Annotated in this window: 11 protein-coding genes; 8 read left to right on the top strand and 3 right to left on the bottom strand. The window is 64.0% G+C overall.

Annotated features, from left to right (window positions below):
• The first annotated feature begins 154 nt into the window (after window positions 1–154).
• The 5 genes from ACIQUF_RS21565 (at window position 155) to pdeM (ending at window position 7211) form a co-directional block, all read left to right on the top strand.
• Window positions 155–1171, top strand: coding sequence for a ligase-associated DNA damage response exonuclease (locus ACIQUF_RS21565; RefSeq protein ID WP_403135222.1), 1017 nt, complete (start codon window positions 155–157; stop codon window positions 1169–1171).
• On the top strand, window positions 1168–2826 hold the full coding sequence (locus tag ACIQUF_RS21560) for an ATP-dependent DNA ligase (protein ID WP_403135219.1): 1659 nt from the start codon (window positions 1168–1170) through the stop codon (window positions 2824–2826). Before ACIQUF_RS21565 ends, ACIQUF_RS21560 begins: the two co-directional genes overlap by 4 nt.
• Window positions 2827–2920: 94 nt before the next feature.
• Window positions 2921–4036, top strand: a complete 1116-nt coding sequence (locus ACIQUF_RS21555) for a succinylglutamate desuccinylase/aspartoacylase family protein (protein WP_403135216.1) — start codon at window positions 2921–2923, stop codon at window positions 4034–4036.
• Window positions 4037–4104: 68 nt separating this feature from the next.
• A complete protein-coding gene (locus ACIQUF_RS21550; RefSeq protein WP_403135214.1) occupies window positions 4105–6555 on the top strand; it encodes a ligase-associated DNA damage response DEXH box helicase in 2451 nt (816 codons plus the stop codon).
• A complete protein-coding gene (gene pdeM / locus ACIQUF_RS21545) occupies window positions 6552–7211 on the top strand; it encodes a ligase-associated DNA damage response endonuclease PdeM (RefSeq protein WP_403135211.1) in 660 nt (219 codons plus the stop codon). The genes ACIQUF_RS21550 and pdeM overlap by 4 nt, the downstream gene beginning before the upstream one ends.
• A 13-nt stretch (window positions 7212–7224) precedes the next feature.
• Here pdeM and ACIQUF_RS21540 read toward each other — a convergent pair whose 3' ends face one another.
• The gene (locus tag ACIQUF_RS21540) at window positions 7225–7452 is read right to left on the bottom strand and encodes a hypothetical protein (RefSeq protein ID WP_403135208.1); all 228 of its coding nucleotides are present in this window, start codon (window positions 7450–7452) and stop codon (window positions 7225–7227) included.
• 98 nt (window positions 7453–7550) lie between these two features.
• Complete coding sequence (gene dcd, locus ACIQUF_RS21535; protein WP_012313046.1) at window positions 7551–8117, bottom strand: dCTP deaminase; 567 nt, start codon at window positions 8115–8117, stop codon at window positions 7551–7553.
• A gap of 330 nt (window positions 8118–8447) precedes the next feature.
• Here dcd and ACIQUF_RS21530 point away from each other — a divergent pair, with 330 nt between their 5' ends.
• Window positions 8448–8657, top strand: coding sequence for a cold-shock protein (locus ACIQUF_RS21530; protein ID WP_016488765.1), 210 nt, complete (start codon window positions 8448–8450; stop codon window positions 8655–8657).
• Between the two features lie 67 nt (window positions 8658–8724).
• On the opposite strand, the gene apbC is transcribed toward ACIQUF_RS21530, so the two are convergent.
• Window positions 8725–9819, bottom strand: a complete 1095-nt coding sequence (apbC, locus tag ACIQUF_RS21525; protein WP_403135203.1) for an iron-sulfur cluster carrier protein ApbC — start codon at window positions 9817–9819, stop codon at window positions 8725–8727.
• Window positions 9820–9975: 156 nt separating this feature from the next.
• Here apbC and metG point away from each other — a divergent pair, with 156 nt between their 5' ends.
• A complete protein-coding gene (gene metG, locus ACIQUF_RS21520; RefSeq protein ID WP_403135200.1) occupies window positions 9976–12021 on the top strand; it encodes a methionine--tRNA ligase in 2046 nt (681 codons plus the stop codon).
• A gap of 89 nt (window positions 12022–12110) precedes the next feature.
• On the top strand, window positions 12111–12659 hold the full coding sequence (locus ACIQUF_RS21515) for an Rnf-Nqr domain containing protein (protein WP_403135195.1): 549 nt from the start codon (window positions 12111–12113) through the stop codon (window positions 12657–12659).
• Window positions 12660–12664 lie beyond the last annotated feature (5 nt).

Here is a 12664-nt window from a genome sequence, read left to right as displayed (position 1 = left end):
TTGTTGCGTACCTTGAAATGAGTGTGTAGTAAACCTCGAAAGCCCCTTCCGCATTTCTGAATGGCCTGTAGTCCTTTTCATCGTGATAGCCGCTCGAACTTCTGTACCCCACCACCGCTCCTAACTGGTAACCCCCAACACCAGTGCCCTCCCCATGGACCTCGTCATCGCTCGCCCCGAAGGCCTGTACTGTCCGCCCGGTGATTTCTACATCGACCCCTGGCGGCCAGTGGCGCGCGCCGTCATCACCCATGGCCACGGCGACCATGCCCGTCGCGGCAATGCGCATTACCTGACTGCCGCCCCAGGCGCCGGCATTCTGCGCAGCCGCCTGGGCCAGGACATCGATCTGCAGACCCTGAGCTACGGCGAACGCATCCGCCATCACGGGGTAACCCTCAGCCTGCACCCTGCCGGGCATGTACTGGGCTCGGCACAGGTGCGGCTGGAATACCAAGGCGAGGTCTGGGTCGCTTCGGGCGACTACAAGGTCGAGCCAGACGGGACCTGCGCCCCCTTCGAACCCGTGCGCTGCCACACCTTCATTACCGAATCGACCTTCGGCCTGCCGATTTACCGCTGGCCGAGCCAGGCCGAGGTTTTTGCCGGGGTGAATGCCTGGTGGCGGGCCAATCGTGATCAGTGCAAGGCCAGCGTGTTGTTCTGCTATTCCTTCGGCAAGGCTCAGCGACTTCTGCACGGCCTGGACAGCAGCATCGGGCCGATCCTGGTGCATGGCGCGGTCGAGCCGCTCAACCAGGTCTACCGCGAGGCCGGCGTGCACCTGCCGTCAACCCGCTATGCCGGTGACATCCCGCGTAACGATCCACTCATGCGCCAGGCCATCGTCCTGGCCCCACCCTCCGCCGCTGGCAGCAGCTGGATGCGCCGCTTCGGCGAGTACAGCGATGCCTTCGCCAGTGGCTGGATGCTGCTGCGCGGCACGCGGCGGCGGCGCGGGGTGGACCGTGGCTTCGTGCTCTCCGACCACGCCGACTGGCCGGGCCTGCTCTGGGCCATCGAGCAGACCGGCGCCGAGCGGGTGATGGTCACCCACGGCTCGGTCAGCGTGCTGGTGCGGTTCCTCAACGAAAAAGGCCTCGATGCCCGTGCATTCGTGACCGAGTACGGCGAAGAAGACGACGCCCCTGCTACGGATGCTGAGGCATGAAAGATTTCGCCCAGCTCTACCTGCGCCTGGATGCCACGACGTCAAGCAATGCCAAGCTCGAAGCCCTGCGCGATTACTTTGCCGAGGCCCCTGCCGAGGATGCCGCCTGGGCGGTGTATTTCCTGTCGGGAGGCCGCCCTCGCCAATTGGTACCGACCCGCGTGCTGCGTGAACTGGCAACGACGTTGGCCGGCCTGCCCGAGTGGCTGTTCGAAGAAAGCTACCAGGCGGTTGGCGACTTGGCAGAGACTATTTCCCTGCTGCTGCCGGATAACCCGCACGGCAGCGAGGACGGCCTGGCCCATTGGGTAGAAGCCCATCTGCTGCCGCTTCGCGGGTTGCCCGCCGAAGAGGTCCAGCGGCGCCTTCCGCCACTCTGGGCGCAATTGGATCGTCCCAGCCTGATGCTGTGCCTTAAGCTGATCACCGGCAGCTTTCGCGTCGGCGTTTCCAAGCTGCTGGTGACCCGGGCGTTGGCGCAGCTGGCCGACCTGGATGCCAAGCGCGTGGCCCAGCGCCTGGTCGGCTACACCGACATCAGCCATCGCCCCACCGCCAGCAGTTATCACAAGCTGATCGCCGCTGAATCGGCCGATGAGCACAGCCAACGAGGCGGCCAGCCTTATCCGTTCTTCCTGGCCCATGCCCTGCAAGTGCCTACCGAACAGTTCGACGCCCTGCTCGGCCCGCCCAGCGCCTGGCAGATCGAATGGAAGTGGGACGGCATTCGCGCCCAGGTGGTCAAGCGCGATGGCCAGGTGTGGGTCTGGTCACGCGGCGAGGAGCTGGTGACCGATCGTTTTCCAGAGCTGCACGGCCTGGCGCAGAGCCTGCCGGACGGCGTGGTGCTCGACGGCGAGATTCTGGTCTGGAAACCTGGCGCCAGCGCCGATACCCCAGCCGTGCAACCGTTCGCCCTGCTGCAGCAGCGCATTGGCCGCAAGACCCTGGGCAAGAAGCTGCTAGCCGACGCCCCGGTGGTGCTACAGGCTTACGACCTGTTGGAATGGCAAGGCGAGGACTGGCGCAACCGTCCCCAGCATGAGCGCCGCCAACAATTGCAGCGCATCGTCGACGCGCATCCCTTGGCCCCGCTGCTGCTTTCGCCGCTGCTCGAAGGGCAGAGTTGGCAAGACCTCGCCGTGCAGCGCGAACAGTCGCGCAGCCTGGGCGTCGAGGGCCTGATGCTCAAACAGCGCGACGCCTTGTATGGCGTGGGCCGAACCAAGGACATGGGGGTGTGGTGGAAATGGAAGATCGACCCGTTCAGCGTGGATGCCGTGCTGATCTATGCCCAACGCGGCCACGGCCGCCGCGCCAGCCTCTACAGTGACTACACCTTCGCCGTCTGGAACGCTCCGCCCGGCAGCCCCGAACGTGCACTGGTGCCCTTCGCCAAGGCCTATTCGGGCCTGAGTGATGAAGAAATGCGCAAGGTGGATGCGATCATCCGCAAAACCACCGTGGAAACCTTCGGCCCGGTGCGCAGTGTGACCCCAACGCTGGTGTTCGAACTGGGCTTCGAAGGCATCGCGCTGTCGAAACGGCACAAGAGCGGCATCGCCGTGCGCTTCCCGCGCATGTTGCGCTGGCGCCTGGACAAACCGGTCGATGAGGCCGATGACCTGGCGACCTTGCAGGCACTGCTGGCCTGATCAAAGCAAGGTGTTAGGCATGGCAGGCGAAATTATGCTTAGCTTTGTGCCGACCCGTGTCGCAGACCGTTTTCGCCACGCAGCCAGGACCACCATGCACCATTCGACCCACGACCTGCTCTCCCCCGTGCCCGGCGTCACGCGCCAACTGCACAGCTTCCACTTTGGCCCGCGCGGTGGCGCCAAGGTGTACATCCAGGCCTCACTGCATGCCGACGAGCTGCCCGGCATGCTGGTGGCCTGGCACCTCAAGCGCCGCCTGGGCGAACTGGAGCAGCAAGGGCGCCTGCGCCGCGAGATCATCCTGGTGCCGGTGGCCAACCCGGTCGGCCTGGAGCAGGTGCTGCTGGATGCACCGTTGGGCCGTTTCGCGTTGCAGAGCGGCGAGAATTTCAACCGCAATTTCGTCGACCTGTCCGACAGCATCGGCGACCAGATCGAAGGCCACCTGACCCAGGACCCCGCGCACAACCTCGCCTTGGTCCGTGAATACCTGCGCCGCGGCCTGGACGCCCACCCCGCGCAAACGCCGCTGCAATCCCAGCGCCTGATTTTGCAGCGGCTGGCCTGCGATGCCGACCTGGTGCTGGACCTGCACTGCGACTTCGAGGCCGTTGAACACCTCTACACCACCCCAGAAGCCTGGCCTCAAGTCGAGCCGCTGGCGCGCTACCTGGGCGCCCAGGCCAGCCTGCTGGCCACCGACTCCGGTGGGCAGTCGTTCGACGAATGTTTCAGCCTGGTCTGGTGGCAATTGCAACAGCGCTTCGCCAAGCGCTACCCGATTCCGCTGGGCTGCGTCGCGGTCACCGTCGAGCTGCGTGGCCAGGCCGATGTCAGCCATGACCTCGCGAGCAAGGACTGCCAGGCGATCCTCGACTACCTGACCCAGGCTGACGTTATCGCCGGCACCCCCGCGCCCTTGCCGGCACTGCCCCGCCCCGCCACGCCGCTGGCTGCCGTCGAGCCACTCATAGCACCCCTGGGTGGCTTGCTGGTGTATCACGCCCGCCCCGGCCAGTACCTGGAGGCGGGCCAACTGATCGCCGAAATCATCGACCCGCTGAGCGATCGGGTAACCTCCGTGCGCAACAGCCAGCCCGGGTTGCTGTATGCCCGCAGCGTGCGGCGCATGGCCACCTCGGGCATGGTCATCGCCCATGTCGCCGGTGAGCAGGTGTGTCGAAGCGGTTACCTGCTGGGCAACTGACGCGGTAAAACCAATGCGCAGTGCAGGTGGTCATTAGAAGCACAGCCTTCGAAGGACACTGCCCGCGCATGCCTGCCGCCAAAGACCTTGCCAATGCCTGGTTCGCCGCCCGCGGCTGGAAGCCGTTCGCCTTCCAGCGGCAAGTCTGGGCGGCCATTGGCCGCGGCGAGTCCGGGTTGCTGCATGCCAGCACCGGGGCGGGCAAGACCTATGCGGTATGGCTCGCCGCCCTGCGCGCCTTCGCCGAGCCTACGACAGCGCGTCAGCCTGCGCCGCTGCAGGTGCTGTGGATCACGCCCATGCGCGCACTGGCGGCAGACACCGCCCGCGCCCTGCAAATGCCGCTGGATGATCTCGGCCTGAACTGGAGCATTGGCGTACGCAGCGGCGACACCGGCAGCGCCGAGCGTGCCCGCCAAGCCCGACGCCTGCCCAGCACCTTGATCACCACCCCCGAGAGCCTGACCCTGCTGCTGACGCGCGCCCAAGCCAGTGATGACTTCGCTCACCTGCGCCTGGTGGTGGTGGATGAATGGCACGAACTGCTCGGCAACAAGCGCGGCGTGCAACTGCAACTGGCCCTCGCCCGCCTTCGCCGATGGCAACCCAACCTGGTGACCTGGGGACTCTCCGCCACGCTCGGCAACCTGGCGCACGCGCTCGAGGTGCTGTTGCCGCAGGGCGGCCAGTTGCTGCAAGGCCGCCAGGACAAGCGCCTGCTAGTCGACACGCTGCTACCGGAGGCCATCGAGCGCTTCCCCTGGGCCGGGCACATGGGCCTGAAAATGCTCGACCCGGTCGCCCGCGAACTCGACAGCAGTGCCAGCAGCCTGGTGTTCACCAATACCCGCGCCCAGGCCGAGCTGTGGTACCAGGCCTTGCTCGATGCTCGCCCCGACTGGGCCGGGCAGATCGCCCTGCATCACGCCTCGCTGGCCCGCGCAACCCGTGACTGGGTAGAACTCAGCCTCAAGCAGGGCGCACTTAAAGCCGTGATCTGCACCTCCAGCCTCGACCTGGGTGTGGACTTCCTGCCGGTAGAACGGGTCATGCAGATCGGTTCGGCCAAGGGCATTGCCCGACTCATGCAACGCGCCGGGCGCTCGGGGCATGCGCCTGGTCGCCAGTCGAGGATCACCCTGGTGCCGACCCACAGCCTGGAGCTGGTCGAGGCGGCAGCGGCTCGCAGCGCCCTGGCTGCTGGGCACATAGAGGCGCGGCGCTCGCCTCGATTGTGCATGGATGTACTGGTACAACACCTGGTTTCCATGGCGCTGGGCAGTGGTTTTCGCCCCGCCGAGTTGCTCGACGAAGTGCGCAGCACCTGGGCATTTCGCGAGCTGCGTGACAGCCAATGGCAGTGGGCGCTGGATTTCGTCAGCCACGGTGGCAGTTCACTCAGCGCCTACCCCGACTACCAGCGCGTCGAAGCCCATCCCGACGGCCTCTGGCGGGTCGCCAGCGAGCGCCTGGCACGCCGGCACCGCATGGGCATCGGCACCATCGTCAGCGACGCCAGCCTGCAGCTCAAGTACTGGAGCAAGGGCGGCGGGGGCAAGCACCTGGGCAGTGTCGAAGAAGCCTTCATCGCCCGCCTGCGCCCCGGCGACACCCTGGTGTTTGCCGGGCGCGTGCTGGAGTTGGTGCGGGTCGAGAACATGACCGCGTATGTGCGCCGCAGCACCGCTCGCAAGGCCGCCATTGCCCGCTGGAATGGGGGTCGCATGCCACTGTCCAGCGAATTGGCCGATGCGCTGGTAGAAAAGCTCGATGCGGCAGCCCACGGGCATTTCGACGACCCGGAAATGCGCGCGGTGCGCCCATTGCTGATGCTACAAAGTCAGTGGTCGGCATTGCCCACCACCCAGACGCTGCTGGCCGAAACCCTCGCCACACGCCAGGGCTCACACCTGTTTCTCTACCCGTTCGCCGGACGCATGGCCAACCTCGGCCTGGCCAACCTGATTGCCTGGCGGGTCAGCCGCGAGCAACCCCTGTCGGTTTCCATCGCGGTCAGCGACTACGGCTTCGAGCTGCTCAGCCCCAGCCCGGTGGATTGGGCAACCCATTTGCCGGCAGCGCTGGCCAACGAGCACTTGCTGGAAGATGTACTGGCCAGCCTGAACGCCAGTGAGATGGCGTTGCGGCGCTTTCGCGAGATCGCCCAAATTTCCGGGCTGGTGTTTGGCGGATACCCTGCCGCGCAGAAGAGCACGCGGCAGATTCAGGCATCCAGCGGTCTGTTCTTCGAGGTGTTTCGAAAACACGATGCCGATAACCTGTTGCTAGGTCAGGCTCGGGATGAAGTGTTGCGCGAGGAGCTGGAGATCGAACGGCTACAGCGCCAATTGACCAGAATGGGTCAGCTGCGCCTTGATCTCCGTGAGCTGCAACGGCCCGGCCCGCTGGCATTCACCCTACTGGTGGAGGGCATGCGGGAAACCCTGAGCACCGAGAAACTGGCCGATCGCATCGCGCGCATGGTCGCCGACCTTGAAAAAGCGGCGAGCAGAACATGAACAGCCATTTGACCATCGAGCATTGTGGGCAGACGTTATGGTTGCTGCCGGACCGTGCGCTGTACTGGCCTGCCCGCCGTGCGCTGGTGGTTGCCGACGTGCATATCGGCAAAGCGGCCAGCTACCGCGCGCTGCACCAACCGGTGCCACGAGGCACCACCGACGCCACCCTGCAGCGCCTGGATGCATTGCTGGCAGCCTGCGACTGTGACCAGCTGATCATTCTCGGCGACTTTCTGCATGCCCGTACCGCACGGGCGCCCGCGACAATGGCGCGATTAAAGGCCTGGAGGGACCGGCATGACCGTTTAAGCATTGTGCTGGTACGCGGTAACCACGACCGGCATGCAGGCGACCCGCCGACGCAACTGGATATCGAGGTAGTGGATGAACCTTGGATCCTGCCGCCCTTCGCCTTGCAACATGAACCCGACATTCACCCCGAATTCCCGGTGCTGTCAGGTCATGTGCACCCCACCTTCATTTTGCGTGGCCGCGCTCGGCAACGTCTAAGGCTGCCCTGCTTCGTCATGGCGCCGCAGGTCAGCCTGTTACCGGCGTTCGGTGAGTTCACCGGCGGATGGAATGTCGAGCCCAGGCCAGGCGACTGCATTTACCTCGCTGGGGCAGACCAGGTCTGGGCGTTACAGCGGTAATCGCGACAGCCGCTCAGGCCACGGGGGCAGGTGGGGGTTCGTCGGGGAGGGTCGGCTCACCCGGCTCCATCGGCGGGGTGTCGCCAGGCTGGGCGGGTTGCGGGGTGTCCGGGTCAGGCTGACCAGGTACGCCGCCAGCGTGCATCGGCGCCGGATGGGCCAGCAGGGACCACGCCAGCAGGCCGATCTGATTGGGCTGCAGAACAGCCAGCTTCGCACTGATTGCGGGATCAAGTTTCATGGGCAACTCCTGACGAGGGCCACCGCGCGTCATGCAGGGTGGCACTGTTCAAAAGTTTGGAGTACCCAGGCGAGCAGTAATTCCCCGCGCTCGTCGGCTCAGGTGCGTGGCAAGGTGACGCCGCGCTGGCCCTGGTATTTACCGCCACGGTCCTTATAGGACACTTCGCACTCTTCATCGGATTCGAGGAAGAGCATCTGCGCCACGCCTTCGTTGGCGTAAATCTTCGCCGGCAGCGTGGTGGTGTTGGAGAACTCCAGGGTCACATGGCCTTCCCACTCAGGTTCCAGCGGGGTGACGTTGACGATGATGCCGCAACGCGCATAGGTGCTCTTGCCCAGGCAGATGGTCAGCACATTGCGTGGGATGCGGAAGTACTCGACGGTACGGGCCAGGGCGAAGGAGTTCGGCGGGATGATGCAGACATCGCTCTTGACGTCGACGAAGCTGCCGGCATCGAAGTTCTTCGGATCGACAGTGGCCGAGTTGATGTTGGTGAACACCTTGAATTCGTCGGCGCAACGCACGTCGTAACCGTAGCTGGAGACGCCGAACGAAATCACCCGGCTGTCATGTTCGCCACGCACCTGGCGTTCGACGAACGGTTCGATCATGCCGTGTTCCTGCGCCATGCGGCGAATCCACTTGTCCGATTTGATGCTCATGGCGGGGGGTGTCCTGAGAGTTACGAGGTGAAAAAACCAAAGGCGCATCTTACCGGTCCCGGCGCTCAGGTTAAAGTTCCATCCCGCATCCCGCGCCAGACGGGGCCTGCGGCCGCCGCCGATCCGAATTTCATCAAACGCCATCTTGGAGATTGGCAGCTTGCGGAAAGTGGGTTAAGGTGGCGCCACTGTGCTGCACGTGACACCGAGAATCTCTAGTTTGATGCACGATCCTGATCGGCCCATCGCTGAATTTTCTGCTCTCTTTGCGCTCAGTCCCGGGCAGGGTTTTTCCTGACCGTTATCAACTTTGTCCAAGGAGACAGAAAAATGTCCAACCGTCAATCCGGTACCGTTAAGTGGTTCAACGATGAGAAGGGCTACGGCTTCATCACCCCTCAGTCGGGCGACGACCTGTTCGTGCACTTCAAAGCCATCCAAGCTGACGGCTTCAAAACCCTGAAAGAAGGCCAGGCTGTTACTTTCGTCGCTACCCGCGGCCAGAAAGGCATGCAGGCTGAAGAAGTTCAAATCGCCTAAGTCGATTTAGCTTCCTAGCTTTCAAAAAAACCCGCCTTCTGGCGGGTTTTTTTATGCCTGGAGCTTTTCAATCCTCGCTGATGGTAATGCTCGGCATCGCCGGCGCCGCCGCTTCCTGCAGCACGATCCGTGCGCCCACCTGGCGCGCCAGCTCCTGATAGACCATGGCAATCTGGCTTTCCGGCTCGGCGATCGCGGTCGGCTTGCCGCTGTCGGCTTGCTCACGGATCAGCATCGACAACGGCAGCGAGGCCAGCAACTCGACACCGTACTGCGCTGCCAGCTTCTCGCCACCGCCTTCGCCGAACAGGTGCTCGGCATGGCCGCAATTCGAGCAGATATGCACCGCCATGTTCTCCACCACACCCAGCACCGGAATGTTGACCTTGCGGAACATCTCCACGCCCTTCTTGGCATCCAGCAGGGCCAGGTCCTGCGGTGTGGTAACGATCACCGAGCCTGCCACGGGTACTTTCTGCGCCAGGGTCAGCTGAATATCGCCGGTGCCTGGCGGCATGTCGATCACCAGGTAGTCGAGGTCGTCCCAGGCGGTCTGGGTCACCAGTTGCAGCAGCGCGCCGGACACCATCGGGCCGCGCCAGACCATCGGCGTGTTGTCGTCGGTGAGGAAGGCCATCGACATGACTTCCACGCCATGCGCCTTGATCGGCACGAACCATTTCTGCTCGCGAATCTGCGGGCGAGTGCCTTCGGCGATGCCGAACATCACGCCTTGGCTGGGGCCATAGATATCAGCGTCGAGAATACCCACCCGGGCACCCTCACGGGCCAGCGCCAGCGCCAGGTTGGCAGCGGTGGTCGATTTGCCGACACCGCCCTTGCCCGAGGCCACGGCGACGATGTTCTTGACGTTGGCCAAGGCTGGCACCTGGGCCTGAGCTTTGTGCGCGGTGACCACGCAATCAATCGACACCTGGGCCGAACTGACGCCGTCGAGGTTCTCGATCGCGGTCTGCAGCACCTGGGCCCAGCCGTTCTTGAACAGACCGGCGGCATAGCCCAACTGCAATTGCACGGCGACCCGCCCGTCTTGAACGTCGATGCTGCGCACACAGCCGGCGCTGACCGGGTCAAGGTTCAGATAAGGGTCGGTGTACTGGCGAAGCACGCCTTCGACGGCGGCACGGGTGACGGCACTCATGGAGGCTCCCATTGGCATACGGATAGTCAAACAGGCGCCTATCCTAACCCGTCAATCGTCAGCAGTTGCGTGCATGGGGTGAAATATATTCGCCGGCCCTTTATAGTGGCCGATCACCCTGATTTTTACCCGAGCCAGATAAGTAGCCGAGCCACCATGTCCGAGCCACGCCAGATTCTCGTCACCAGCGCCCTGCCCTATGCCAATGGGTCCATTCACCTTGGCCATATGCTTGAGTACATCCAGACGGACATGTGGGTTCGCTTCCAGAAAATGCGCGGCAACCAGTGCATCTATGTCTGCGCCGACGACGCCCACGGGTCGGCCATCATGCTGCGCGCCGAAAAGGAAGGCATCACCCCCGAGCAGCTGATCGCCAACGTCCAGGCCGAGCACAGCAGCGACTTCGCCGACTTCCTGGTGGATTTCGACAACTTCCACTCCACCCACAGCGAAGAAAACCGCGAACTGTCGGGCATGATCTACTCGCGCCTGCGCGACGCCGGACACATCGCGACCCGTTCGGTTACCCAGTATTTCGACCCTGAAAAGGGCATGTTCCTCGCCGACCGTTTCATCAAGGGCACTTGCCCCAAATGCGCGGCCGAGGATCAGTACGGCGACAACTGCGAAAAGTGCGGCGCCACCTACGCCCCGACCGAACTGAAGAATCCCAAGTCGGCGATCTCCGGCGCCACGCCGGTGCTGCGCGATTCGCAGCACTTCTTCTTCAAGCTGCCGGACTTCCAGGCCATGCTGCAGCAGTGGACCCGTAGCGGCACCCTGCAGGATGCCGTGGCCAACAAGCTCGCCGAATGGCTGGATTCGGGCCTTCAGGAGTGGGATATCTCGCGTGATGCCCCCTACTTCGGCTTCGAGATCCCAGGCGAGCCCGGCAAATACTTCTACGTGTGGCTGGATGCGCCGATTGGCTACATGGCCAGCTTCAAGAACCTGTGCGCGCGCCGCCCGGAGCTGGACTTCGACGCGTTCTGGAACGAAGGCTCCAAGGCCGAGCTGTACCACTTCATCGGCAAGGACATCGTCAACTTCCACGCCCTGTTCTGGCCAGCGATGCTCGAAGGCGCGGGCTTCCGCAAGCCGACCGCAGTCAACGTGCACGGCTACCTGACCGTCAACGGCGCCAAGATGTCCAAGTCGCGCGGCACCTTCATCAAGGCCCGTACCTACCTGGATCACTTGCAGCCGGAATACCTGCGCTACTACTACGCCGCCAAGCTCGGCCGTGGCGTCGACGATCTCGACCTGAACCTCGAGGACTTCGTGCAGAAGGTCAACTCCGACCTGGTCGGCAAAGTGGTGAACATCGCCAGCCGTTGTGCCGGCTTCATCCACAAAGGCAATGACGGCGTGATGGTTGCCGGCGATGCCGCGCCGGAACTGACCGAAGCCTTCCTGGCTGCAGCCCCGTCCATCGCCGAAGCCTATGAGGCCCGTGACTTTGGCCGCGCCATGCGCGAAATCATGGCCCTGGCCGACCGTGCCAACGCCTGGATCGCCGACAAGGCACCCTGGTCGCTGGCCAAGCAGGAAGGCAAGCAGGATGAGGTCCAGGCCATCTGCGCCCAGGGCATCAACCTGTTCCGCCAGCTGGTGATCTTCCTCAAGCCGGTGCTGCCGGTGCTGGCCGCCGACGCCGAGGCCTTCCTCAACGTCGCGCCGCTGAGCTGGAACGACCACACCTCGCGGCTGGAAAATCACCAACTCAACCCGTTCAAGGCGCTGATGAGCCGCATCGAACTGGCCAAGGTCGAAGCCATGGTCGCGGCCAGCAAAGAAGACCTGTTGGCCGCTGGCGGCCAGCCGCAGGCACCTGTGGGCAACGGCGAACTGGCCAAGGACCCACTGTCGGCGGAAATCGAATTCGACACCTTTGCCGCCGTCGACCTGCGCGTAGCACTGATCGTCAAGGCCGAAGCGGTGCCGGGCGCCGACAAGCTGCTGCAACTGACGCTGGACATCGGCGACGAGCAGCGCAACGTGTTCTCGGGCATCAAGTCGGCCTACCCGGACCCCTCCAAGCTGGAAGGCCGCCTGACCATGATGGTGGCCAACCTCAAGCCTCGGAAAATGCGCTTTGGCGTCTCCGAAGGCATGGTCATGGCCGCAGGCCCTGGCGGTGAAGAAATCTACCTGCTCAGCCCGGACAGCGGCGCCAAGCCAGGCCAGCGCATCAAGTAACCCCCCAAGCCCCGGCCACAGTGCCGGGGCTTTTTCATCCCCACGCGCTTTGCCGGACAGCGCAGCCGATTGCGGCTATCGTCATCTGCATGAACGACTATGTCCTGGCGCTGCTCGGCGCCGCGCTGCTCAATCATCTTTTTTTGCACCGACAGCCCAGCTCAAGGCTGCGCCTGCATGTGTGCGGCCTGGCCGGTGCCCTATCAATCGCCCTTGGCGTTGCCGGCGGCCAGCTGATCGAACAGCTGCTGGTGGCGCCATGGCATTTGCAGGACCTGCGCCTGTTCCTGCTGCTGCCCTGGCTGGGCATGCTCGCCTGGGGCGTACCGCAGGTACTGGCCAAGGTGCGGCGCGACTGGCCAACGGCGCAGCTCACCTGGCCATTGCTGAACAACGCTTTGGTGCTGGGCCTGACACTGCAGGCCATCGGCGAACAGAAGCAATGGTTGGCAACGCTGAGCCTGGGCGTTCTGGGCGGCCTTGGTTTCTGGCTGGCCCTGACGCTGTTCCACGACCTGAGCCAGCGCAGCCAGCATGCGGATGTTCCGGTTCCGCTGCGCGGCCTCCCCATCGCATTGCTCGGCGCAGGCATCGTGGCGATGGCGCTCTGTGGCCTCAACGGATTATTCATGCAATGAAGCTG

The organism is Pseudomonas sp. NPDC090233 (assembly GCF_044772285.1).
In the GTDB taxonomy this organism is placed as follows: domain Bacteria; phylum Pseudomonadota; class Gammaproteobacteria; order Pseudomonadales; family Pseudomonadaceae; genus Aquipseudomonas.
The sequence above is the reverse complement of the archived record's forward strand: the minus strand, read 5'-3'. Positions and strand labels throughout refer to the sequence as shown.